At 71.0% G+C, this 23,776-nt stretch carries 24 protein-coding genes and 1 pseudogene; 19 read left to right on the plus strand and 6 right to left on the minus strand.

Annotation, left to right across the window (positions count from 1 at the left end; translation table 11 throughout):
• Positions 1 to 192, minus strand: a pseudogene (locus ADE01S_RS26640) (LysE family translocator); the annotation flags it as partial.
• A gap of 138 nt (positions 193 to 330) precedes the next feature.
• Here ADE01S_RS26640 and ADE01S_RS26645 point away from each other — a divergent pair.
• The 4 genes from ADE01S_RS26645 to ADE01S_RS26660 all read left to right on the plus strand — a co-directional run bounded on the left by ADE01S_RS26645 (position 331) and on the right by ADE01S_RS26660 (position 3,784).
• The gene (locus ADE01S_RS26645) at positions 331 to 867 is read left to right on the plus strand and encodes a YaeQ family protein (protein WP_062684785.1); all 537 of its coding nucleotides are present in this window, start codon (positions 331 to 333) and stop codon (positions 865 to 867) included.
• Between the two features lie 87 nt (positions 868 to 954).
• On the plus strand, positions 955 to 1,551 hold the full coding sequence (locus ADE01S_RS26650) for a TetR/AcrR family transcriptional regulator (protein ID WP_062684786.1): 597 nt from the start codon (positions 955 to 957) through the stop codon (positions 1,549 to 1,551).
• Between the two features lie 124 nt (positions 1,552 to 1,675).
• Positions 1,676 to 2,374, plus strand: a complete 699-nt coding sequence (locus ADE01S_RS26655; RefSeq protein ID WP_062684787.1) for an SDR family oxidoreductase — start codon at positions 1,676 to 1,678, stop codon at positions 2,372 to 2,374.
• Positions 2,375 to 2,386: 12 nt separating this feature from the next.
• On the plus strand, positions 2,387 to 3,784 hold the full coding sequence (locus tag ADE01S_RS26660) for an MFS transporter (RefSeq protein ID WP_062684788.1): 1,398 nt from the start codon (positions 2,387 to 2,389) through the stop codon (positions 3,782 to 3,784).
• A 4-nt stretch (positions 3,785 to 3,788) separates the two neighbouring features.
• Here the strand turns inward: ADE01S_RS26660 and ADE01S_RS26665 are convergent, their stop codons facing one another.
• Together ADE01S_RS26665 and ADE01S_RS26670 are read right to left on the minus strand one after the other, a co-directional pair.
• Complete coding sequence (locus ADE01S_RS26665) at positions 3,789 to 4,910, minus strand: hypothetical protein (RefSeq protein ID WP_062684789.1); 1,122 nt, start codon at positions 4,908 to 4,910, stop codon at positions 3,789 to 3,791.
• Entirely contained in the window at positions 4,903 to 5,550 is a 648-nt protein-coding gene (locus tag ADE01S_RS26670) for a hypothetical protein (RefSeq protein ID WP_062684790.1), read from the minus strand. Before ADE01S_RS26670 ends, ADE01S_RS26665 begins: the two co-directional genes overlap by 8 nt.
• A gap of 113 nt (positions 5,551 to 5,663) precedes the next feature.
• On the opposite strand from ADE01S_RS26670, the gene ADE01S_RS26675 reads away from it, so the two are divergent.
• From ADE01S_RS26675 to ADE01S_RS26740, 14 genes are all read left to right on the plus strand, one after another.
• On the plus strand, positions 5,664 to 7,379 hold the full coding sequence (locus ADE01S_RS26675) for a sensor domain-containing diguanylate cyclase (protein ID WP_062684791.1): 1,716 nt from the start codon (positions 5,664 to 5,666) through the stop codon (positions 7,377 to 7,379).
• A 62-nt stretch (positions 7,380 to 7,441) separates the two neighbouring features.
• Positions 7,442 to 8,239, plus strand: a complete 798-nt coding sequence (locus ADE01S_RS26680; protein WP_062684792.1) for a GntR family transcriptional regulator — start codon at positions 7,442 to 7,444, stop codon at positions 8,237 to 8,239.
• A gap of 40 nt (positions 8,240 to 8,279) precedes the next feature.
• The gene (locus tag ADE01S_RS26685; protein WP_062684793.1) at positions 8,280 to 9,485 is read left to right on the plus strand and encodes an ABC transporter substrate-binding protein; all 1,206 of its coding nucleotides are present in this window, start codon (positions 8,280 to 8,282) and stop codon (positions 9,483 to 9,485) included.
• 8 nt (positions 9,486 to 9,493) lie between these two features.
• On the plus strand, positions 9,494 to 10,366 hold the full coding sequence (locus ADE01S_RS26690; RefSeq protein ID WP_062684794.1) for a branched-chain amino acid ABC transporter permease: 873 nt from the start codon (positions 9,494 to 9,496) through the stop codon (positions 10,364 to 10,366).
• Between the two features lie 2 nt (positions 10,367 to 10,368).
• A complete protein-coding gene (locus ADE01S_RS26695) occupies positions 10,369 to 11,340 on the plus strand; it encodes a branched-chain amino acid ABC transporter permease (RefSeq protein ID WP_062684795.1) in 972 nt (323 codons plus the stop codon).
• Positions 11,333 to 12,088 carry an ABC transporter ATP-binding protein gene (locus tag ADE01S_RS26700; RefSeq protein WP_062684796.1) on the plus strand — a complete coding sequence of 252 codons (756 nt, stop codon included), beginning with the start codon at positions 11,333 to 11,335 and terminating at the stop codon, positions 12,086 to 12,088. The genes ADE01S_RS26695 and ADE01S_RS26700 overlap by 8 nt, the downstream gene beginning before the upstream one ends.
• Positions 12,085 to 12,798 carry an ABC transporter ATP-binding protein gene (locus ADE01S_RS26705; protein ID WP_062684797.1) on the plus strand — a complete coding sequence of 238 codons (714 nt, stop codon included), beginning with the start codon at positions 12,085 to 12,087 and terminating at the stop codon, positions 12,796 to 12,798. Before ADE01S_RS26700 ends, ADE01S_RS26705 begins: the two co-directional genes overlap by 4 nt.
• Before the next feature lie 2 nt (positions 12,799 to 12,800).
• Complete coding sequence (locus ADE01S_RS26710; protein WP_062684798.1) at positions 12,801 to 14,069, plus strand: 3-isopropylmalate dehydratase large subunit; 1,269 nt, start codon at positions 12,801 to 12,803, stop codon at positions 14,067 to 14,069.
• A complete protein-coding gene (locus ADE01S_RS26715; RefSeq protein WP_062684799.1) occupies positions 14,066 to 14,581 on the plus strand; it encodes a LeuD/DmdB family oxidoreductase small subunit in 516 nt (171 codons plus the stop codon). The genes ADE01S_RS26710 and ADE01S_RS26715 overlap by 4 nt, the downstream gene beginning before the upstream one ends.
• Positions 14,575 to 16,245: a hydantoinase B/oxoprolinase family protein gene (locus tag ADE01S_RS26720; RefSeq protein WP_062684800.1), complete on the plus strand. Its 1,671-nt coding sequence runs from the start codon at positions 14,575 to 14,577 to the stop codon at positions 16,243 to 16,245. Before ADE01S_RS26715 ends, ADE01S_RS26720 begins: the two co-directional genes overlap by 7 nt.
• Entirely contained in the window at positions 16,242 to 18,290 is a 2,049-nt protein-coding gene (locus tag ADE01S_RS26725) for a hydantoinase/oxoprolinase family protein (protein WP_062684801.1), read from the plus strand. The genes ADE01S_RS26720 and ADE01S_RS26725 overlap by 4 nt, the downstream gene beginning before the upstream one ends.
• A gap of 9 nt (positions 18,291 to 18,299) precedes the next feature.
• Entirely contained in the window at positions 18,300 to 18,908 is a 609-nt protein-coding gene (locus ADE01S_RS26730) for a cysteine hydrolase family protein (RefSeq protein WP_172600305.1), read from the plus strand.
• Positions 18,908 to 20,344 (plus strand): FAD-dependent oxidoreductase, encoded by a 1,437-nt coding sequence (locus ADE01S_RS26735; protein ID WP_062684803.1) that lies wholly within the window; start codon positions 18,908 to 18,910, stop codon positions 20,342 to 20,344. The genes ADE01S_RS26730 and ADE01S_RS26735 overlap by 1 nt, the downstream gene beginning before the upstream one ends.
• A 23-nt stretch (positions 20,345 to 20,367) precedes the next feature.
• Positions 20,368 to 21,231 carry an isocitrate lyase/PEP mutase family protein gene (locus ADE01S_RS26740; protein ID WP_062684804.1) on the plus strand — a complete coding sequence of 288 codons (864 nt, stop codon included), beginning with the start codon at positions 20,368 to 20,370 and terminating at the stop codon, positions 21,229 to 21,231.
• Positions 21,232 to 21,258: 27 nt separating this feature from the next.
• Here the strand turns inward: ADE01S_RS26740 and ADE01S_RS26745 are convergent, their stop codons facing one another.
• The 3 genes from ADE01S_RS26745 to ADE01S_RS26755 form a co-directional block, all read right to left on the minus strand.
• Entirely contained in the window at positions 21,259 to 21,732 is a 474-nt protein-coding gene (locus ADE01S_RS26745) for an SRPBCC family protein (protein WP_062684805.1), read from the minus strand.
• The gene (locus ADE01S_RS26750) at positions 21,729 to 22,073 is read right to left on the minus strand and encodes an ArsR/SmtB family transcription factor (protein WP_062684806.1); all 345 of its coding nucleotides are present in this window, start codon (positions 22,071 to 22,073) and stop codon (positions 21,729 to 21,731) included. The genes ADE01S_RS26745 and ADE01S_RS26750 overlap by 4 nt, the downstream gene beginning before the upstream one ends.
• A 98-nt stretch (positions 22,074 to 22,171) precedes the next feature.
• Positions 22,172 to 22,798: a chorismate--pyruvate lyase family protein gene (locus tag ADE01S_RS26755; protein WP_062684807.1), complete on the minus strand. Its 627-nt coding sequence runs from the start codon at positions 22,796 to 22,798 to the stop codon at positions 22,172 to 22,174.
• 162 nt (positions 22,799 to 22,960) lie between these two features.
• Here ADE01S_RS26755 and ADE01S_RS26760 point away from each other — a divergent pair, with 162 nt between their 5' ends.
• Positions 22,961 to 23,692 (plus strand): pseudouridine synthase, encoded by a 732-nt coding sequence (locus ADE01S_RS26760; protein ID WP_062684808.1) that lies wholly within the window; start codon positions 22,961 to 22,963, stop codon positions 23,690 to 23,692.
• Positions 23,693 to 23,776 lie beyond the last annotated feature (84 nt).

Here is a 23,776-nt window from a genome sequence, read left to right on the forward strand (position 1 = left end):
GGAACCCAGCCCGAACGCGGCGATGGCGCCCCAGACCAGGCAGCCCGCGCAGATGCCCAGCCCGGCCATGAAGGCGCGCCTGCCGCCCTCGACGGCGGCGGTGCGCAGCACCAGCGCGCTGTCCATGCCCGGCGTAACGGTCAGGATGGCGGCGGCCAGGGTGAAGGCGAGCAGGGCGGCGGTGGCGGTCATGGGGATGTCGGGCGGGAGGATCCGGGCAGGCGGCCAGTGTAGCGCCGGCGGCGGCCGCGGCCCAGCGGCAGGATCCGGGCGGAGCAGGCGGTATCATGGCGGCCTTCAGCCATTTGCTTCATTCAACGGATTCTCGCCATGGCCCTGCGCGCCACCATCTACAAGGCCGAACTCAACGTCGCCGACACCGACCGCCACTACTACGGCAGCCACTCGCTGACGGTCGCCCGCCATCCCTCGGAAACCGACGAGCGCATGATGGTGAGGCTGGTCGCCTTCGCGCTGCATGCGCAGGAAGACCTGAGCTTCACCAAGGGCCTGAGCGATACCGACGAGCCGGACCTCTGGGCCAAGGACCTGACCGGCGCGGTCAAGCTGTGGATCGAGGTCGGCCAGCCCGAAGAACGCCGCATCCTGCGCGCCTGCGGCCGGGCCGACGAAGTCATCGTCTATTGCTATGGCGGGTCGGCAAGCAAGATCTGGTGGGATGGCGTGAAGAACAAGCTTGAGCGCACCCGCAACCTGAAGGTGGTCAACCTGCCGGTGGAGCAGACCAAGGCGCTGGCCGGGCTGGCCGAGCGCACCATGCAGCTGAACGCCAATATCTCGGACGGGGTGGTGTATTTCTCGGCCGACAAGGGCGAAGTCAGCATCGAGCCGGAAGCCTGGCGTTAGATAGAACCTGTCCCCGCTAAAAAACAGTTGCAGGCGCAGGGGGCGGGGCCGTAATATGATGATCATCATATTCAAGGTCCCGCGGCCATGACCCGTCCCGCCACCCGCAAGGAGTTGTCCCACGAACGCATCGTCGACGCGGCCGCGCGCGCGATCCGGCGCGAGGGCTATGCGGGCGTGGGCGTGGCGGAGGTAATGAAAGAGGCGGGCCTGACCCATGGCGGCTTCTACGCGCATTTCGCCTCGCGCGACGCGCTGCTCGCCGCCGCCATGGAGCGCGCCGGCCGCGATGGCGCGGAACGCCTGATGCAAGGCATGGCGCAGCGCCGCACCGAGGGCGCGAGCCCGCTGCGCGCCTGGGTGGACACCTACCTGAGCGAGGCCCACCTGGCCGGCTGCGAGCGCGGATGCCCGGTTTCGGCGCTGGCCTCGGAGATTCCGCGCCAGTCGGCCGACGTGCGCGAGGCGGCGGCCGACCGGGTATGGCGGCTGCTGGAAGGCGTGCGCAAGGTGTTGCCCGCCGCGGCGGACGAGCATGCGGCGGTGGCCGTGACCAGCACGCTGGTGGGCGCCCTGCAACTGGCCCGGGCCCTGGGCGACAACGACCGGGGGCGCGCCGTGCTGGCCTCGGCGCGCAAGGCCATCCTCGACCAGTACGAGCGCGAGGATCCGCCAGCTTCCTGACCCGATTTTTCCCGGGCCGCATTGCGCGGCCTTTTTACCCGCCATGAATATGATGATCATCATATTTCGATAGACCCGACCTTTTCCGGTCCGCCGCGGCACCGCCGCACAGAGGAAATCCATCATGGAACTCAAGAACGCCGTCGTTTTCATTACCGGGGCCAATCGCGGCCTGGGCCTGGCCTTCGCCCGCGAAGCCCTGGCCCGGGGCGCGCGCAAGGTCTACGCCGCCGCCCGCGATCCGTCGACGGTGCGGCTGGAGGGCGTGGAGCCCGTCAAGCTCGACGTCACCCGGCCGGACGAGGTGGCCGCCGTCGCGGCGCGCGCCCGCGACGTGACCGTGCTGATCAACAACGCGGGCATCGCCGCGACCGGGGGCTTCCTGGCGGCCGGCAGCGCGGACTCGGCCCGCCGCCACCTGGAGACCAACCTGATCGGCCCGCTGCTGATGGCGCAGGCCTTCGCGCCGGCGCTGGCGGCCAATGGCGGCGGGGCGCTGCTGAACGTGCTGTCCATCGCCAGCTGGATCAACCGCCCGCTGCTGGGCGTGTACGGCATGAGCAAGTCGGCCGCCTGGGCCCTGACCAACGGCCTGCGCCACGAGCTGCGGGAGCAGGGCACGCAGGTGCTCGGCCTGCACATGGGCTTCGTCGATACGGACCTGACCCGCGGCATCGACGCGCCCAAATCCACGCCGCAGGCCATCGTGAGCGAGGCCTTCGATGCGCTGGAGGCGGGCGAGGAAGAAGTGCTGGCCGACGAGGCCACCCGCGCGGTCAAGCTGGGCCTGTCGGTCCGCCCGGCCGTCTACCTGCAAGCCTGAGGAGGCCGCGCCATGCATGCCACCGCCACTTCCGCCGCGCCGTCCGCGCCCGCGGCCTCTCCCTGGCCGGTGTTCTGGGTCGCCAGCATCGCCGTGTTCCTGGTGTCCCTGGACAGCACCATGCTGTACGCCGCCTTCGGGGCCTTGCGGGCGGGCTTCCCCGACGCGTCGGCCGCCGATATGTCGTGGGTGCTCAACGCCTATACGGTGGTGTTCGCCGCCATGCTGATCCCGTCGGGCGGTCTGGCCGACACCCATGGCCGCAAACGCATGTTCATGGGCGGCGTGGTGCTGTTCCTGGCGGCGTCGGCGGCCTGCGGCCTGGCCGGCAGCGAAGGCTGGCTGATCGCCGCGCGCGTGTTGCAGGCGGTGGGCGCCGCGCTGCTCACGCCAGCCTCGCTCTCCATCGTGCTGGCCGCCTTTCCCGCGTCGCAGCGCGCCGTGGCGGTCAGTCTGTGGGGCGCCGTGGGCGGCCTGGCCGCGGCCGTGGGCCCGAGCCTGGGCGCCTTCGTGGTGGACGTCGCGGGCTGGCCGTGGGCCTTCTACATCAACCTGCCGCTGGGCGCGCTGTCGCTGTGGTTCGGCGCCGGCCTGCTGAAGGAATCCGTCAAGCCGGATGCCCGGCGCCGGGTGGACGGCGTGGGCATGACGCTGCTGATCGTGGGGGTGGGCGCGCTGGCGCTGGCCATCGTGCAGTCGGAATCGCCGGCCTGGCAGCGCGGCGAATTGATCGTGGCGGCGGCGGTCGGGCTCGTGTCCCTCGTGGCGTTCGTGCCGTGGGCGCGGGCGACGCCGCATCCGCTGGTGGACCTGTCGCTGTTCCGCCACCGCACCTATCGCTACGTGAACCTGGCCACGCTCAGCTTCGGCATCGCGTTCGCAATGATGTTCTTTGCTTTCTTCTTCTACATGACGGGCGTGTGGCATTACAGCCTGCCGCGCGCCGGCCTGGCGGTGACGCCCGGCCCGCTGCTGGTCATGCCCACCGCCATCCTCACGGGAAGGCTGGCCGCGCGGATGGGCCACCGGCCTTTCCTGGTGGGCGGATCGCTGGTGTACGCGGCCAGCGGGCTGTGGTTCCTGCTGGTGCCGGGGGCGGAGCCGGCCTACCTTAGCCAGTGGCTGCCCGGGCTGCTGCTGAGCGGGATCGGGGTGGGCATGGTGCTGCCGTCCTTGTCGGGCGCCGCCGTGAACCGCCTGCCCACCCAGCATTACGCCGTGGGCAGCGCGGTCAACCAGGCCACGCGGCAGATCGGCGGCGTTCTGGGCGTGGCGCTCACGGTGCTGCTGCTGGGGCAGGGCGTCGCGGGGCACGAGGACTTCTCGCCCATCTATGCCGGGCACGTGGGCCTTGCCCTGCTGACGGCCTTGCTGTGCCTGGCCGTGGATACGCGGCCGCGGGCGGCCTGACCCTTCAGCCGCAGGCGTCGGCGGCCAGGTTGGCCGGATCCGCGCAGGCCCGCCACCGGGCCTGCGGCATCGCCGGCACCAGCTGCACGCGGCTCATCGGATCCCGGTACCAGAAGATCCGGCCGGGCGCCTCATGCATCGCGTCCCAGACCCGCGCCTGCTCCTCGGCGGAGAGCGCCGCGCGGCCCTGCGGATCCACGACGCCCCGCGCCAGCACGGCCTGCGCGGCGGGATTCCAGGATGCGTCTTCCGGGTCGTCCAGCGCCACGTCCGCGGCGATGCGCACGATGCGCCAGTCCGCGTCCGGCACGCCGTCGGCCAGGTTCGCCAGGCGCTTGCGCTCCAGCACGTAGAGCGGGTCGGGCTGGGCGGCGGGCACGGCATGGGGATGGGCGCCGTCGCCTTCGGCGCCGGATCCGCGCGCGGCCTCCGGGCCCGCATAGCGCTGCGACGGCCGGCCCTGCTCGTCGTACGCCTGGACCGACACGGCCGCGCCCGTCGCGGTGCTGTCGATGACGCGCAGCAGCTTGCCCGAGGCATCGCGCACATAGCGCCGGGCCGCGGCGGTCTTGCCGGCGTCCCCGCAGTCGCCGCCGACGAATTCCGTCAGGGCGCCTCGGCCGTCGCGCTTCAGGCAGGCCTGGCGCACCGCCGTGTAGACGGGCGGCGCCCGGTACGCGGTCTGGTCGTACTCGACCGCGCGGACGAGGGCGCCGGCGGCATCGTATTCCAGCGCGAAGCCGCCCGACAGCAGGGGCGGCGACGCGCGGCCCCGCTGCCCGGTGTCATAGCTTTCCACCCGGCACAGTCGGCCGGCGGCGTCGAAATAGAGCCGGGTGGGCGCGGGCGAGTCCGCGTGCGGCGGATAGGCGGCCCAGTCGACCCGGTCCATCCAGGTCTGGGGCATCGGGTCGCCGGCCTCGGCCAGCCAGACGGGCGCGTGGCGCGCCGGCACGCGTGCGCCGTCGCGGCCAAGCAGGACCCGGTCTTGCCCGAGCGCGACGGACACCGGCACCGCGGGCCAGGCCGGCGGCGCCGTGAAATCGACGTCGGCCGGCCCGCAGCCGGCCAGCGCCGCGCCGGCATGGAGGGCTGCGGCCAGCGCCAGGGCGAGCCGCCTACGCATAGGACAGGCCGTCCATGAACCTCACCAGCTCCCAGAATTCCCGGGAGACGCCGCCCAGCCGCAGATGGCCCTCGCGTGTTTCGAACAGCAGGAAAGGGTAGGCATCGCGCGCCAGGACGCCCGGCGCGGGCAGCCGATAGGGCTTGAAGATCTCCGGATCGTTGAAGTAGCGCTCCAGGCGGCCGCCGCCGTCCACGTGCATGTAGCGCACGCGCAGCGGTTGCGGCGGGCGCCGGGACCCCGTTTCCGTTTGCGGGTAGTCGCCGCCGTCGCCCGCCACCACCGCGTCGGACAGGGCGGCCAGGAAGGCGCGCTCGATCCCGCCGTCGTGGGCGCTGCCCGAAGAAGCGCCCGCGCTCGCCTGGGCCAGCTCGCCGACCAGGCGCGTGGCCCGGGATCCGGGCACCAGCGTCCCGGCGAACAGGCTGTCCAGGTCCGCCGCGCCCGGGTCGGCCAATCGCCGCAGCCGGGACAGGTCCTGCTTGAAGCCGGCCAGCCATTGCCGGTAGCGCAGGTTCTCCGCCTTGCGGTCGAGCGGCAGGGCGCCGACGGCGGCGCCATGCAGGGCGAAGAGGCAGGCGGGGGCCCATAGCCAGAGGCGTCGGGAGGGGTTCGGAAGCACGCGGGGCGGGGGGCTCATAGGCCGAGAATCATATCGTTCAAAACAATGCCATTTTGGTGCGGAACGTGACAAAATGTCATCCAAGGCCGGTACGCTGGCCGCAAGATGAACCCCGTGTGATCAGGGCTGAAATGCGCGCTACAGGTGATTTTCCTTCCGCACCTGCACCAGCACCCGTCGAGGGCGCGGGCGGAGCGCAGCCTGAGCCCGACGGCCCGCTGGACAGGCTGGCCCGGCTGGCCAGGCGCCAGTTCGGCGTGGACATGGCGCTGGTGGCCTGCAGCGACGCCGACGGCGTCTGGCAGGCCCGGGCCGGGTCGCCGCCGCCCGCGGGCGCCGCGCCCGGATCTCTCCCTTTTTCCGCCGAATGCCCGCTGGTCGCCAGCGACGGCCGGCAGCTCGGCACGTTCTGGCTGCTGCACGGCCAGCCGCGCGGCTTCAATGACGACGACCGGCGCGCGCTGGAGGATTTCGCCGGCCTGGCGGCCGCGGCCGTGGAAAAGCGCCGGGCGCTGGCCGCCGAGCGGGCGGCCGAGGACAGCTGGCGCGACGAGGCCCGCAACCTCTCGATGGCGATCGCCGGCAGCGGCACCGGGGTCTGGGACCGCAACGTCGTCACCGGTGAAATCACCTACTCGGCGGGCTGGAAGGCGCTGCTGGGCTACGGCGAGTCCGATATCTCCAACCGCATCGAAGACGCCTACAAGCGCCTGCATCCCGACGACGCCGACTACGTGCGCGACGCCATGCAGGCGCATTTCGACGGCAAGACCGAAAGCTACGAAGTCGAGCACCGCATCCTCTGCAAGGATGGCAGCTACAAATGGATATGCAGCCGCGGCAAGGTCGTCAGCCGCGATGAAGCGGGCAGGGCGCTGCGCATGATGGGCACCACCACCGACATCAGCGTCATGCGCGCGATGTCGGAGCGGCTGCAGCGCACGGCGGACCTGCTGGTCAACCTCACGGACGCGGTGCCCGGCATGGTTTTCCAATGCGGGCAGCGGCAGGACGGCGGCTCGCGGTTCCTCTACGTGAGCGCGGGGATCTGGGACATGTTCGAACTGATGCCCGGCGACGTGCAGGACAATGCCGCCGCGATCGAGCAGCGCGTCCATCCCGACGACCTGGCCAGCTACCATGCCTCGCTGCAGGCGGCCGCCGCGGCCCAGACGCCGTGGCACCTGGAATTCCGGGTTTGCCTGCCCGGGCAGGGTCTGCGCTGGCGCCAGGGCGCCGCCAGCCCGCGCACGGGGCCCGACGGCTCGGTGGTCTGGCACGGCTTCGTGACCGACATCACCGACCGCAAGCGCGCCGATTTCGAGCTGCGCGAACTGGCCGCCACCGACGCCCTGACCACCTTGCCCAACCGCCGCCATTTCATGTCGCGCATCGCGGCGGAGCTGGCGCGCATCAAGCGGCACGGCAGCGATTGCGCCGCGGTGCTGATGTGCGACCTGGACCACTTCAAGCACATCAACGACACCTGGGGCCACGCCATCGGCGACGGCGTGCTCCAGCATTTCGCCAACACGCTGCGGACCCAGCTGCGCGCGGTCGACCTGGTGGGGCGCATCGGCGGAGAGGAGTTCGCCATCGTGCTGCCGGACACCGATCTGGAACGCGCGCGCGCGTTCGCGACGCGGGTGCAGCAGCGCATCGCCGACGCGCCGTTCTCGGCCGGCGGGCGCTGCATTCCGCTCACCGTCAGCATCGGGATTTCCACCATGCACACCCTGGATGCGGACGCCGAGCTGGCGCTGGGCCGCAGCGACCGCGCCCTCTACAACGCCAAGCAACTCGGGCGCAATCGCATCGAATCCGCGCCCTCAGTGTTTTCCCGATAGAACAACCCGCAAGGCCATTTGTTCCATTGACGGTACATTAGGACACCCCTAGAGTTCCCGCCATGGGAACCACACTACCGCTTCCGAAGTACCACCAGATCTACCTCGTCCTTCGCGAGCAACTGCAGGAGGGGCGTTTCGATCAGGATGGCGTCCCGGGAGAACACGCGCTGGCCGAGCAGTTCGACGTCGCCCGAATCACCATCCGCAAGGCGATGGAAATGCTGGTGGCCGACGGGCTGGTGTCGCGCCGGCCCGGCCTGGGGACCTGGCCCTTGCGCGCGCCCGCCGCGCCCGCCGGCCAGGCCGCGCCCAATCCGCAGCAGAAGGCGCACCTGACCGGCCTGCTGGAGAACATCGTCAACATGGGCCTGCGCACGTCCGTGCGCGTGCTGGACAGCGCGCTGGTATCGGCGCCGCCTTCGGTGGCCGAATCGCTGGACATCCCGGCGGGCGCGCCGGTGCACAAGAGCCTGCGGGTGCGCAGCACCGAGGTCGGCCCGCTGTCGCACATCACCACCTACGTGCCGCGGGCCGTCGCCGATTTCACCCGCGAGGACCTGGAGCGCGAACCCCTGCTGATGCTGCTGGAGGCGGCCGGCGTGGAGTTCGGCGGCGCCACGCAGACCATTTCGGCCCGGCTGGCCGACGCGCAGGTGGCGCGCCACCTCGACGTGGCCGTCGGCTCGGCCCTGCTGGCCGTGACGCGCCTGGTGCGCGACGTGAACGAGCGGCCCGTGCAGCTCCTGCAGGGCCTGTACCGGCCCGACCGCTATCAGTACCAGTTGCAGCTGTCACGCGTCGGCAGCATCGACGCCAAGGTCTGGGTCAGCGAAGAGCTGTCGGCCCAATTCCATTGAACCCTACCGGACCCCTACGGGAGCCCTTCGGAGATCGCCCATGAATTCGCGTCGCACTTTCCTCTATCAATCCGCCGCCGCGGCCGCCCTGGTGTCGGCGCCGTGGGTTGCCCGCGCCCAGGGCGCCAAGCCCGTGAAGGTCGGTATCCTGCATCCGGTGACGGGCGCGCTCGCGTATTCGGGCCAGCAGTGCCGCCTGGGCGCGCTGCTCGCCATCGAGGACATCAACAAGGCCGGCGGCATCAAGTCGCTGGGCGGCGCGCCGCTGGAAGCCGTGCTGGGCGACGCGCAGTCTCGGCCCGAGGCGGGTTCGGCGGAAGTCGAGAAAATGAACGAGGCGGGCGTGTCGGCCATCGTCGGCGCCTACGCCTCGGCGATCTGCCTGGCCACCACGCAGACCGCGGCCAAGTACAACCTGCCGCACGTGGTGGACGTGGGCGTGGCCGACCAGATCGTCGAGCGCGGCCTGAAGAACACCTTCCGTTTCGGACCGGGCTACCGCGCCTGTAGCGAACGCGCCATCACCGACCTCGCGGCGCTGAACGACGCGGCGGGCAAGCCGGCCAAGACGGTGATGATCGTGCACGAGGATTCCCTGTTCGGCACGGGCACGGCGGCGCTGCTGTCCAAGTCGCTGCCGCAGCACGGCTTCGAGATCAAGGACGTGGTGAAGCACCCGAACCCCACGCGCGATTTCAACAACATCGTGCTGCGCATGAAGTCCCTCAATCCGGACATCGTGATCCCGGCCAACTACTACAACGAATATGCCTTGCTGCTGCGCGCCATGAAGCAGCAGAAGGTGCAGCCCAAGGCGATCTACTCGGTGCTCGGGGGCGCGGCCTCCAGCTACAAGTTCCTGAAGGAATTCCCCGACATCGCCAACGGCATCATCGACTGCAACCACTGGTTCAATCCCAAGGACGCGCGCGTGGCCCCGCTGAAGGCGCGGGTCGAGGAGAAGGGCGCCTATTTCAGCTACGAAGTGTTCATGACGTACACCTCGGTGCTGCTGCTGGCGGACGCCCTGGAACGCGCCAAGTCCGCCGACCGCGCCGCCATCATCGAGGCGCTGGCGTCCAGCACCTTCTCGGACAACATCATGCCCTACGGGCCGACCAAGTTCGTGAACGGCCAGAACACCGGCGCGCAGCCCCTGCTCACGCAGGTGATCGGCGGCGACATCAAGGTGGTCATCCCCGCCGACTACCGGCAGGCCGACCCCATCTTCCCGCTGAAGGCCTGAGTCCGGGCATGCTCGATCCCGCCATCCTCTTTTCCTCGGTGCTCAACGGCCTGACGACCGGCGCGGTATACGCGCTGATCGCGCTGGGACTGACGCTGATCTACGGCGTGCTGCACATCATCAACTTCGCCCACGGGGCCGCCCTCATGGTGGCGCTGTACGCCGTGTACCTGTTGAAGGAGCGCCTGGGCATCGATCCCTACGCGGCCCTCCCGCTGGTGGTGGCGGGCATGTTCCTGCTGGGCTACGCCCTGCAGCGCTTCGTGATCAACCGCGCCAGCCACGGCAAGGACGAGAACATCCTGCTGGTCACGCTGGGGCTGGCCATCGTGCTGGAGAACCTGGCGCTGGTCTGGTTCAAGTCCGATACGCGCACCATCGACACCGCCTACACGCTGTCCACGGTGGAGATCGGGCCGGCCATGATCGCGCTGCCCAAGATCATCGCCTTCTGCGGCGCATTGGCGGTGGCGGCGGTGCTGTTCTGGATCATCCGCAGCACGGACCTGGGGCGCGCCATCCGCGCCGTGGCCAAGGAAAAGCAGGGCGCCAAGCTGATGGGCATCGACGTGGAGAAAGTCTACGCGCTGTCGTTCGGCATCGGCATGGCCTGCCTGGGCGCGGCGGCCTGCTTCCTGCTGCCGGCCTATTACGTGAATCCGCAGGTCGGCGGCGGATTCGTGCTGGTGGCTTTCACCATCGTGGTGCTGGGCGGCATGGGCAGTTTCGTGGGCGCGCTGGCCGGCGGCCTGCTGATCGGCGTGGTGGAGTCCATCGGGGGCCTGTTCCTGGGCGACTCGCTGGGCCAGATGGGCATTTTCGCGATCTTCATCGCGGTGTTGCTGTTTCGCCCGCAGGGGCTTTTCGGGGCGAGGAGCTGAGCATGGGCAGGGATCTATTCGCAATCGCGCTGTTCGGCCTGGCGCTGGCGGCCGCGGCCGCGTTGACGCAATCGGGCGTGGCGCTCACTTTCGTCATGATGTCGCTGTACGCGGCGCTGCTGTCGCAGGCCTGGAACATCCTGGGCGGCTACGGCGGCCAGCTGTCGTTCGGCCACGCGCTGTTCTTCGGCGTGGGCGCCTACGCCCAGGCGCTGGGGCAGCTGAACCTGGGCCTCAATCCCTGGCTGGTCCTGCCCCTGGCCATCGCGCTGGGCGCGCTGGTCGGCCTGGCGGTCGGCGGGCTGACGTTCCGCTACGGCCTGAAGGGCTCCTACTTCGCGCTGGTGACGCTGGCGTTCGCCGAGGTGTTCCGCATCCTGGCGCTGTCGGCCTCGTTCACCGGAGGCGGGGTCGGGCTCATGGTTCCGCTGCAGGAAGGCGCGGCCAACATGCAGTTCGGCTCGCGCCGCGGCTACATCTACCTGCTGCTGGGCTTCGTGCTGCTGGCGCTCGTCGTCACCGCCTGGCTGCGCCATTCCCGGTTCGGCGCCTACCTCCAGGCGGTGCGCGACAACGAGGACGCGGCGCGCGCCATCGGCGTGAATCCGCTGCGCGTGAAGCTGGGCGGCATCGCGCTGTCGGCCGCGTTCATGAGCGCGGCGGGGGCCTTCTACGTGCAGGTGTTCCAGTACATCGACCCGGGCATCGCCTTCGGGCCGGCCGTGTCGGTGGAGGCCCTGGTGGGCGCCATCGTGGGCGGGCTGGGCACCTTGTGGGGCCCGGTGCTGGGCGCGGTGGCCCTGCATGCCCTCAGCGATGTCACTCGCAACCTGTTCGGCGAGCTGCCGGGAATCAGCATGGTGATCTACGGCACGGTGTTGATCGTGATCGTGATGTTCCTGCCCCGAGGCATTACCGGTTGCGGCCAGTCGCTGGGCCGGCTGGTCGGCTTCAAGGAGCGCGCCCGTGCCTGAGATCCTGCTGCAAGCCCGCAACCTTTCCATCACCTTCGGCGGCCTGAAGGCGGTCCAGGACGTGAGCCTCGATGTGCCGCGGGGTTCGCTGACCGCCCTGGTCGGCCCCAACGGCGCGGGCAAGACCACGCTGTTCGGCCTGTTGTCGGGCTTCCTCAAGCCGGGAGCGGGTTCGGTGCGCTTCGCGGGCGAGGACATTACCGGCCGCCCGCCGCATGAATCGGCCCGGCTGGGACTGACCCGCACGTTCCAGATCGTGCAGCCCTTCGGCGCGCAGACGGTGCGGCAGAACATCGCGGTGGGCGCGCACCTGCGCCTGGGCAACCGGCGCGAGGCGTTGGCCGAGGCCGAGGCCGTGGCGGCGCGCGTCAACCTGCAAGCCCTGCTGGACCGGCCGGCGGCCGACCTGACGGTGGCAGGGCGCAAGCGCCTCGAACTGGCGCGCGCGCTGGCCACGCAGCCGCGGCTGCTGTTGCTGGACGAAGTGCTCGCGGGGCTGAACCCCAGCGAGATCGACGAGATGATCCCGGTGGTGAAGCAATTGGCCGACGACGGCGTGACCGTCCTGATGATCGAACACGTGATGCGCGCCGTGATGAGCCTGGCCGAGCATGTGTGGGTGCTGGCCCAGGGCCGGCTCATCGCATCCGGCTCGCCGGGCGAAGTGACGCGCGACCCCGCCGTGGTCGAGGCCTACCTGGGCCATGGCGCCGCTGCGAGGCTGGCCGCGCAGGGGGGGCGGGCATGAGCGCGGCGCTGCTGGAGGTCAAGGGCCTGCGGGCCGGCTACGGCCGCATGGAGGTGCTGCGCGGCGTGGACCTGCGCGTGGACGAAGGCGAGATCGTGGTCCTGCTGGGCAGCAACGGCGCCGGCAAGTCCACCCTGAACAACACGGTCTGCGGGCTGTGCCGGCCCTGGGGGGGCACGGTGCGCTTCGATGGGCGCGACCTCACCGGCCGCCACTATCGCGACGTGGTCAAGGCCGGGCTGATCCAGGTGCCGGAAGGCCGGCGCGTGTTCCCGAACCTGAGCGTGCGCGAGAACCTGGAGCTGGGCTCCTTCACCCGCGCCCGCGAGCGGCGGGCCGCCAATCTGGAAAAAGTGCTGTCCATCTTCCCGCGGTTGCGCGAGCGGCTGGCGCAATTGGCCGGCACCATGTCCGGGGGCGAGCAGCAAATGCTGGCGATCGGCCGCGGCCTGATGGCCGAGCCGCGCCTGTTGATCCTGGACGAACCCTCGCTGGGCCTGTCGCCGCTGATGGTCGAGGAACTGTTCGGACTGATCCAGCGGCTGCACGGCGACGGCCTCGCGATCCTGCTGGTGGAGCAGAACGTGGGCCAGTCCCTGGAAACGGGGCAGCGCGCCTACGTGCTGGAAAACGGGGCGGTGCGCTACAGCGGCGCCTGCCCGGAACTGATGGCCAGCGACGACGTGCGCCGGGCCTATCTCGGGATGTAGCCATGGCCGAGCCTCAAACGCTGGCCCAGAAGCTGATCGCGGCGGCCTGTGGCCGCGACGCGGTGGCCGAGGGCGAAATCGTTACCTGCGCGGTGGACCTGGCGATGTTCCACGATTCCAGCGGCCCGCGCCGCCTGCAGCCCATGCTGCAGGAACTGGGCGCCACGCTGTGGGATCCCGCCAAGGTGGTGCTGGTCATCGACCACTATGTGCCGGAATCCGACGACGAATCCCGCCGCATCGTGCGCATCGCCCGGGATTGGGCGGCCGAGCAGCGGCTGCCCAACGTGTACGACTCGGTCGGCATCTGCCACGTGGTCGTGCCGCAGCACGGGCATATCCGGCCGGGCATGTTCTGCGTGGGCGGGGATTCGCATTCGCCCACGGGCGGCGCGTTCGGCGCGTACATGTTCGGGATCGGCAGCACCGAGATGCTGGGCGTGGCGGTCACGGGGAAAATCTGGGTGAAAGTGCCGCGCACGCTGATGATGCGCTGGAACGGCCGCCTGCCCGACGGCGTGACCGCCAAGGACATGATGCTGCGCATGATCGGGCGCTACGGCATGAACGGCGGCCGCTACCAGGCCGTGGAATTCTGCGGCGAGGCGGTGCGCGCGCTGTCCATGCAGGAGCGCATGACCCTGTCGAACATGAGCGCCGAGCTGGGGTCCCAGGTGGGGCTGATCGCGCCCGACGAGACTACGGCCGCCTACCTGCGCGAGGCCGGGGTGGAAGACGCGCCCGACCTGGCGCGCTGGCGCAGCGACGAAGGCGCCGACGCCGACTGGCACGACTTCGACGCCGCTGCGCTCGCGCCCCAGGTGGCCGCGCCGCACAGCCCGGCCAATGCGCGCGACGTGGACGAATACCGCGGCGTGGCGGTGCAGGTCGCCTACATCGGCGCCTGCACCGGCGCCAAGCTGGAAGACCTGCGCGCCGCGGCCGGCGTGCTGCGCGGCCGGCGCCTGGCTTCGGGCATGCGCCTGATGGTGGCGCCCGCCAGCCGGCAGGACCAGCGGCAGGCGGAGCGGGAAGGGGTCATGCAGGCGTTGCGCGAGGCGGGCGCCGAGCTGCTGCCCACCACCTGCGGCGCCTGCGCCGGCTACGGCGGGTCGATCCCAGACGGCGCCAGCGTGATTTCGACCACCGCGCGGAATTTCAAGGGGCGCATGGGCTCGGAGACCGCCCAGGTCTACCTGGCCTCGCCCTACACGGTGGCGGCCTCGGCCGTCGCCGGCCGGATCGCCGATCCCCGGGAGTTCATGGCATGACCGATCAGGCTACGACGCATCGCGTCTGGCGAGTGGGCGCGGACATCGATACCGACGCGCTGGCGCCCGGCGCCTACATGAAGTTCGGCATCGACGAGATCGCCCGCCATTGCCTGCAGCGGGTGCGGCCCGAGTTCGCCGCCCAGGCGCGGCCCGGCGACGTGCTGGTGGCCGGCCCCAACTTCGGCATCGGCTCGTCGCGCGAGCAGGCCGCCGCCGCCCTGGTGCGCCTGGGCATCGCGGCGGTGATCGCGCCGTCCTTCAACGGCCTGTATTTCCGCAACGCCTTCAACGTCGGGCTGCTGTTGCTGACTTGCGGCCAGGCCGAGACCCTGGCCGAAGGCGAGCGCATTTCCCTGGACCCCGCCGCCGGCCGCATCGTCCGCGCCTCGACCGAAGGCGCGCCGCTCGAATGCGAGGCGGTGCCGGCCTTCCTGCTGGAAATGGTGCAGGCCGGCGGACTGCTGAACCTGCTGAAACAGCGCAAATCCCGAGGAACCATATCATGCTAGATCCAGTCACACTCGCTGTCCTGAAGGGCCGCCTGGAACAGATTGCCGACGAGATGGACGCCACGCTGTACCGCAGCGCGTTCAATCCCATCATCGCCGAAGCCCACGACGCCTGCCACGGCATGTACGACGCGGCCACCGGCGCGACGCTCGTGCAGGGCAAGTCGGGCCTGCCGGTGTTCGTGGGCGCGATGGCCTTCGCGGTCAAGGCCGCGGCCAAGGCGGCCGCCGAGCGCGGCGGCATGGTCGACGGCGACGTCTGGCTCTTCAACGATCCGTACGAAGGCGGCACGCACGCCAACGACTTCAAGCTGGTGCGCCCGGTGTTCCGGGGCGGCGCGCTGTTCTGCTTCCTGGCGTCGGCCGCGCATTGGCACGACGTGGGCGGCGCGGTGCCGGGCAACTACAACCCGGCTGCCACCGAATGCTGGCAGGAGGCGGTGCAGATTCCGCCGGTGCGCATCGTGCGCGCCGGGGTGCTGGACCCGGACGTGCTGGCCATCCTGAAGGCCAACACTCGGCTGCCCGACAGCCTGTGGGGCGACCTGAACGGCCAGTTGGCGGCGCTGGAACTGGGCGCCGGCCGGCTCGACGGCCTGCTGGACGAGTATGGCGACGCCACGGTGCTCGAATCCCTGGACACGCTGCGGGAACGGGCGCGGCGCCTGATGCGCGACCACATCGCGCGCCTGCCCGACGGCGACTATGCCTTCGAGGACATGCTGGACAACGACGGCGTGCGCGACGAGCCGCTGCGCATCGCGCTCAAGCTCAGCATCGACGGCGAGCGGCTGGTGCTGGACTTCAACGGCACCTCGCCGGCCTGCGCCGGCCCGGTGAACATCTCCCGCGCGACGGCCATCGCGGCCTGCTACGTGGCGCTCAAGCACCTGTTCCCGGACGTGCCCGCCAACGCCGGCGTGCTGGACGCGGTGGAGGTGGCGCTGCCCGACGGCCTGCTGATATCGGCGGATCGGCCGCGCCCCGTGGGCGGCTATACCGAAACCATCCTGCGCATGATCGACGTGATCTTCTGCGCCATGGCCCAGGCCGACCCGGCGCGCGCGATGGCGCAGGCCTACGGCACCATCAACGCGCTGTCCATCGCCGGCTACCGCAGCGATGCCGCCCGGCGCGGCCAGCGCTGGGTGATGTTCAGCTTCTTCGGCGGCGGCCATGGCGGCCATTCGGACGGCGACGGCCTCAGCCACGGCAACGCGCCCATCTCCACCGCCACGATCCCGCCGCTGGAAATCCTGGAGGCCGCGTATCCCGTGCGCTTCACGCAATGGGCCCTGCGCCCCGATTCGGCCGGCGACGGCGCGCATCGCGGCGGCCTGGGCGCCATCTACGAAATCGAATTGCTGGAGGACAGCGCCGAAGCCTTCATCTTCGGCGAGCGCGGCCGCAGCGCGCCCAAGGGCATCGCCGGCGGCGGCGAGGCGGCGCTGAACGTGTTCCGCTACCAGCGGGACGGCGAATGGCTGGCCCCGCCGATGCGCTCGAAGATGCTGGGCATCGCGCTTCGGCGCGGCGACCGGGTGCGGCTGGAGACGCCGGGCGGAGGCGGCTATGGCGAGCCGGCAGAGCGGCCGGCGGCGGCGCGCGAGCACGACGTCAGGATGGGGTATGTGAGCGGAATTCTGAAGGAGCAGGCGGCATGAGCGCGGCACAAGGGTTGGTGGTGGGCGTGGACGTGGGCGGCACGTTCACGGATATTTTCGTGCTGGACGAAGCGGCGGGCACCGCCAGCGTGGTGAAAGTGCCTTCCACGCGCGGCGAGGAAGCGCGCGGCTTCATGAACGGCATCGCCCGGGTGGCCGACGGCGCCGACGCCATCGCCACCATCGTCCACGGCACCACGGTCGGCACCAATGCGCTGCTGGAGCGCAAGGTGGCGCGCACCGGCATCATCACCACCGAGGGCTTTCGCGACGTGCTGGAAATGCGCCGGCGCGACCGTCCGCAGACCTGGGGCCTGCGCGGCAACTACGAGCCTGTCGTGCCGCGCGACCTGCGCCTGGAAGTCCGAGAGCGGGTGCTGGCCGACGGCACCCTGCATACGCCGGTGGACCTGGACCAGGTGGAAGCGGCGGCGCGCGCGCTGCTGGAGCAGGGCTGCGACGCGGTCTGCCTGTTCTTCGTCAATGCCTACGCCAACCCCGCCAACGAGGCGCAGGCCGCGGCGCGGGTGCGGGCGGTCTGGCCCAACGGCAACGTCACCGCCGCCACCGAGGTGCTGCCGGAGATCCGCGAATTCGAGCGCTGCTCCACGGCGGCGCTCAACGCGGCGCTCCAGCCGGTGGTGGGCAGCTACCTGCGGCGGCTGGAATCGGACCTGAAGGCCAACGGCTTCGGCGGCGAACTGCTGGTGGTGCAAAGCAACGGCGGCGTGATGTCGCGGCAGACGGCATGCGACGTGCCGGTGCGCACGGCGCTGTCGGGCCCGGCGGCCGGCGTGATCGCCTGCGCCGCCATCGCGCGGGCGGCGGGCTTTCCGGACGTGGTCAGCGGCGACATGGGCGGCACTTCGTTCGACGTGTCGCTGGTGGCGGGCGGGGAAGCCGCGCTGTCGGCGCAGACCTCGATCGATTTCGGCATGGTGGTGCGCGCGCCCATGATCCAGATCGAAACCATAGGCGCGGGCGGCGGTTCGATTGCCAGCGTGGACGCCGGCGGCCTGCTGCAAGTGGGTCCCGAGTCCGCCGGCAGCGTGCCCGGACCCGCCTGCTACGGCCGGGGCAACACCCGGCCCACCGTCACCGACGCCAACGTGCTGCTGGGGCGCATCGCGGCCGAGCGCCCGCTGGGCGGCGGCCTGCTGGCCAAGATGGACGTGGAACTGGCGCGCGCCGCCATCGAGGAACACGTCGCCCGGCCCCTCGGCCTGGACGCGCACGCGGCGGCGGAAGCGATCCTGACCGTGGCCAACGCCAAGATGGCGGGCGCGATCCGCCTCGTGTCCATCGAGCGCGGCCACGATCCGCGCAAGTTCGCCTATATGCCGTTCGGCGGCGGCGGCGCGCTGCACGTCTGCGCCATGATGAACGAGGTGGACGCTGCCCGCGGCATCGTGCCGCGCTATCCCGGCGTTACCTCGGCCCTGGGCTGCGTGATGGCGGACATGCGCCACGACGGCGTGCAGACCCTGAACGTGGCGCTCGATGCCCTGGACGCCGGCGACCTGCTGGCCCGCATCGACGGCCTGGCGCAGGCCTGCCAGGAACGCCTGGATTCCGCCGGCGTGGCCTTCGAGGGCATCCGCGAGAGCATCGAACTGGACATGCTGTACGTGGGCCAGAGCCACACGGTGCGCGTCGAGGTCGGCCGCGGCGAACTGGACCGGGCGGGCATCGCCGCCGCGTTCGAGCGCGCCTACCGCGCCGCCTTCGGCCGCAGCCTCGCCGGCATTCCCATCCGGATCCTGAACCTGCGCTATGCGCGCATCGGCCAGCGGCCCAAGTTCGACCTGGCGCTGCTGGCGCCGACCTGCCGCGACATGCCGCAGGCGCTGGGCACGCAGCGGGTCTTCCACGGAGGCCGCTGGCACGACGCCGTGCGCTATGCGCGCCTGGACCTGCCGGTGGGCGCCGAGGTGGCCGGCCCGGCCGTCCTGGAGCAGCCGGACACCACCATCTGGATCGAACCCGGCTTCACCGGCCGCGTCGATTCCCTGGGCAATCTGCTGATCGCCCGCCAGGCTTCCTAGGAGCAGATGATGTCTACCCTCGATCCCCGCAGCACCGCGCTGATCGTCGTCGATCTGCAGAACGATTTCCTGGTGCCGGGCGGCGCCTACGACCGCGGCGGCGCGGTCAGCCCCCAGGCGCGGGCCTTGCCGGCGCGCGTGGCGCCGGTGGCGCGCGCGCTCAAGGCGCGAGGCGGTTTCGTCGCGGCCAGCCAGTTCACGCTGTGGCCCGACGCGCACGGCGAGCCCATGATTTCGCCGCACCTGAGGCAGTTGCGCCCCTTCCTGCGCAAGGGCGATTTCGCGGCGGGCTCGGCGGGACAGGCCAACGTGGCCGAACTGGACGGGCTGGTGGACGTGTCCGTGTGGAAGGTCGCGTACTCCGCCTTTTTCAATACCCAACTCGATTGGGTCCTGCGCCGAGCGGGGATCGCCAACGTGGTGATCGCCGGCATCGTCACCAACGGCGGCGTGGCCAGCACGGCCCGCGACGCCCATATGCGCGACTACCACGTCTCGGTCCTGGCCGACGGCTGCGCGGCCCCCACGCCCGCCATGCACGACGCGGCCCTGGCCGACCTGCGCACCGTGGCCGACGTGCTGTCCTGCCAGGATTTCCTGGAGGCGCTCGGAGCGTGATGAGCGGACCTACCGTCCTGCGCGGCCCCGCGCCCGGCGCGGATGCGATGCACGTGCCGGTCGTCATCGTCGGCGCCGGCGCCTGCGGCCTGACCGCGGCGCTGCGCCTGGCCGACGCGGGCATCGAAACCGTGCTGATCGAACGCGACGCCGCGCCCAGCGGCTCCACGGCCCTGTCCTCCGGTTTCATCCCGGCGGCGGGATCGGCGGCGCAACGGGCAGCGGGCATCGAGGACGACGCCGAGCGCTTCGCCGCCGACATCCAGGCCAAGGCCCACGGCACGGCCGCGCCGCAACTGGTGGCCGCCTACGCGGGCGCGGCCGCGGCGGCCGTGGACAATCTGGCTCGCCACGGCCTGCGCTTCGACGTGCTGGACGGGTTCCTGTATCCCGGCCATACCGCGCGCCGCATGCATACCCTGCCCGAACGCACCGGCGCGGCGTTGGTGGCCGCGCTGGAGCGCGCCGCCACCGGCGCGGGCGCCTATCTGCTGACCCGTGCGCTGGCGCGGCGCATCTGGGCGGACGAGCAGGGCCGGGTGTCGGCCATCGGTTGCGAACGGCCGGACGGTTCGATGGACGTCATCGGCTGCGACGTGCTGATCCTGGCGTGCAACGGCTTCGGCGGCAACGCCGCCATGGTGGGCGAGCATCTGCCCGCCATGCGCGAGGCCGTCTACGGCGGCCACGTGGGCAACGACGGCAGCGCCATCGCATGGGGCCGGCAGCTGGGCGCGCGCCTGGCCGACCTGGGCGGCTACCAGGGCCACGGCTCCTGGGCCACGCCGCAGGGCGCGCTGATCTCCTGGGCCGTCATGATGGATGGCGGCGTGCAGATCAATCTTGAGGGGCGCCGCTTCCACGACGAGACCGCCGGCTATTCCGAGGCCGCCGTCCACGTGCTGGCGCAGCCCGGCGGCGTGGCCTGGAACGTCTTCGACGACCGCACCCTGGCGCTGGCGCGCAGCTTCCCCGACTTCGTCGAGGCCGAGGCCGGCCAGGCGCTGAAGACCTGCGCCGATCTGCCGGCGCTGGCCGCGCTGATCGGCTGCGACGCGGACACGCTGGGCCGAACCCTGGCGGGCGTTTGCCCCGGGGCCGCGGATACCCACGGCCGGCGCTTCGAGCGCGCGCTGCAGGCGCCGTTCCATGCGGTCAAGGTGACGGGCGCGCTGTTCCACACCCAGGGCGGGCTGGACATCGACGCGGGCTGCCGCGTCCTCGACCAGGCCGGCCTGCCGCTGCCCAACCTGCTGGCCGCCGGCGGGGCGGCCCGCGGCGTATCGGGCAACGACGTGTCGGGCTATCTCTCCGGCAACGGACTGCTCAGCGCGGTGGCCGGCGGGCACATTGCCGCGGCGACCGCGGCGGCGCTGCTCGGGCGCGAACTCGGCCAGGGCCTGAGCGAGGCTCCTTTTACTGTCAATAGGCCCTAGCGCCCGGACTCAGGAAACCAACCATGCAGAACCAGAATCTCAACGCCCGGCTCGCCGCCGGCGCCGTGCTGGCCCCCGGCGTCTACGACGCCCTGTCGGCGCTGATCGCCGAGCAGGCCGGTTTCGACGCGCTGTACCTGTCCGGGGCGTCCATCGCCTATACGCGGCTGGGCCGCTCGGACATCGGCCTGACCACCTATACCGAGGTCGAGGACGCGCTGGCCCGCATCACCGAACGGGTGGCCGCGCCCGTCATCGTGGACGCCGACACCGGCTTCGGCAACGCCCTCAACACGCAGCGCACGGTGCGCGGCTTCGAGCGCGCGGGCGCGGCCATGATCCAGCTGGAAGACCAGACCTTCCCCAAGCGCTGCGGCCACCTGGACGGCAAGACCGTGATCCCGGCGGCCGAGATGTGCGGCAAGCTGAAAGCGGCGGCGGACGCCCGGACGAACGAATCGACCCTGATCCTGGCGCGCACGGACGCGCTTGCCGTGGAAGGGCTGGAGGCCGCGCTGGACCGCGCCGAGGCCTATCTGGAAGCCGGCGCGGACGCGCTCTTCATCGAGGCGCTGCGCACCCCCGAACAGATGCGGGCGGCGTGCGAGCGCTACGCCGCGCGGGTGCCGCTCCTGGCCAATATGGTGGAAGGGGGCAAGACCCCGGTGCAAAGCGCCGAGGCCCTGACGGAACTGGGATTCCGCATCGTCATCTTCCCGGGCGGCACGGCGCGCGCCGTGGCGCGCACCTTGCAGGGCTACTACGCCAGCCTGCGCCGCCACGGCACCACCGCGCCCTGGCGCGACGGGATGCTGGATTTCGACGGCCTGAACGCCGTCATCGGCACGCCGGAGCTGCTGGCGCGCGGCAAGGCCTACGAGGGCTGAGCCGGCCGGCGGCCCCGCCCGCGGCCGTCAATGCAGTTCGGCCATGCCGGCGACTATCATCTCGGCCAGCCGGTCCAGCCCCGCTTCCGTGCCGATCCGCCGGCCTTGCGCGCCGCTGCCGTCGAGCAGGGCCGCCTGCTCGGTGTAGCGCATCAGCGTGCCCGTGCCGACGGGCGTGAATTCCACCGTTACCAGCGACGCCGAGACGCGCTGTCCGCCCATCCCCATTTCATAGGCATAGATGATGCGCTCGCCCGGCACGATGTCCAGGTAGGCCGCCCGGTAGGTCTGCTCGGCGCCTTCGGGCGTGCGCCAGCGCTTGGATTCGGTGCCCTCGGCCCGGAAGTCGAGGCGCTCTTCCAGCACCGTCCAGTCGGGATGGCAGCTGGTCCAGCGCTGCTTGAGGCGAGGCTCGGACCAGAAGCGGTAGGCATCGCGCGGGCTGGCGGGCAGCTCGCGTTCGATGACGAAAGTGGCGTGTTCGATGGCAGGGGCGGTCATGGCGTGTCCTCCTCGGGGGGAATGTCGTGCATGGCCTGCACGAGGCGGTCGAAGGCCGCCTCCATGGCGGCCTCGCGTTGGCGCACCCAATCGTCGATCTGGCGGAAGGCGCCGGGCCGCATGCGGTAGGTCCGGGTGCGGCCGGCCTTTTCCGACATGACGATGCCCCCGTTTTCCAGCACCTGCAGGTGCTTGACCGCCGAAGGCAGTCCCATGCCGGCCGGTTCGGCCAGCTGCTTGACGGTGGCGGGGCCGCGGCTGAGCTGTTCCACCATGGCGCGCCGGTTGGGGTCGGCCAGGGCGGCGAACAGCTGATCGAGCGGACGGGGCTGGGGGTCCATTGTGAGCTCAAATAGTTTCCGTTGTCGGAAACTATACGCCCGTCAGGATGCGCGGGCAAGCGCGCGTTGCGCGACGCCGGCGCGGGCCTCGTCCGGCGCTAGCGGGCGCCGGGCGTGCGTTGGTGCGCTTGCAGGGGAGGGACGGCCTTGCCGGACGTCAGGGCCCAGAAACCGGGCAGGAAGCATTCGGCCACGAGCAGCGGCTGGCCCATGCGCCAGAACACCGAGCGGCGCGCCCAGACGCGGACCGCCTCGGGATCCTGGCGGGCGGCGTCCAGCGCCCGCAGGGCGGTCGCGTGGAACGGCACCGGCGATGCCAGCCTGCGGCAGGCGAAGGGCGAGCGGATGACCGTGCGGTCGTGATAGAGCATGTCCGCCAGCGGCCGCGTCGACAGGCGGCGCATGCCCTGCCAGGCGCCATGCGAGGCGGTGAGCGGCGTGAGGCTGCGGGCGGGCACGCTGTCCACGCCGTCGACCGACATCAAGACCTCGCGCACCCAGACCGGGCTGCCGGGCGCGATGCGCATGGCGCGCGCCTCGTCCGGCGGGGCGCCGTCGGCATATTCGGCGAGCACGCGCAGGCGCACGTGGCCGACCTGGCGCAGGCCGGCGGTGAGCGCGCCGGGACGAAACAGCCAATGCCGCATGGTTGGAGGCAGGAGGGGCGGGGCGGCCGCCAGCCAGCCGGGAGCGAGGGGAGGGGGAAGTGCTGCTTGGCTTGTCATGGCTGCGTATTATGCCAAGAGCGCCGCCAGGCAGCGGCCGCAGCCCTGCGGCGCAATGCCGCAGCCCCGGCCATGGCCATGTCCATCGCGATGGCAACAGCCTTGCGCCTGTCCGCAAGCCGGCCGGCCGCCGGGCCCGCGCGTCCGCCTACAATATCGCCCATGGAAAAAGTACGTATCTCCAAGCTCATGTCCGAGCGCGGGCTGTGTTCGCGCCGGGAGGCTGATGCTTATATCGAACGCGGCTGGGTCCGCGTGGACGGCGCCGTGGTGTCCGAACTGGGCGCCCGGGCCTTCCCCGACCAGGTCATCACCCTGGAACGCGCCGCGCAGGCGCGCCAGACGGCGCGCGTCACCATCCTGATCAACAAGCCGGTGGGCTATGTGTCGGGCCAGGCTGAAAAGGGCTATACGCCCGCGGTCGCGCTGATCGACGCCCGCTCGCGCTACGCGGGCGACCGGGAGCCCCGGCGTTTCGAGCGCGGGCACCTCGACGGCCTGGCGGTCGCCGGCCGGCTGGACATCGATTCGCAGGGCCTGCTGGTGCTGACGCAGGACGGCCGCATCGCCAAGCACCTGATCGGCGAGGACTCCAGCGTCGACAAGGAATACCTGGTGCGGGTGCAGGGCGGCCTGTCCGAAAACGGGCTAGCGTTGCTGAACCACGGCCTGTCGCTCGACGGCAAGGCGCTCAAGCCGGCCCAGGTGCGCTGGCAGAACAGCGACCAGCTGCGTTTCGTGCTGCGCGAGGGCAAAAAGCGCCAGATCCGCCGCATGTGCGAACTGGTCGGCCTGAAAGTGGTGGGCCTCAAGCGCGTGCGCATCGGGCGCGTATCCCTGGGCGACCTGCCCCTGGGCCAATGGCGCTACCTGCGCGAAGACGAGCGCTTCTGAGCGGCGGCCGCCGGCCGGATTGATCGTCCTGGCCGACATCTGTTGTCGGCGGGCGCCAGATTTTTCAGTCTGTTTCCAATTCGG

It is taken from the genome of Achromobacter denitrificans NBRC 15125 (genome assembly GCF_001571365.1).
Lineage (GTDB): Bacteria > Pseudomonadota > Gammaproteobacteria > Burkholderiales > Burkholderiaceae_B > Achromobacter > Achromobacter denitrificans.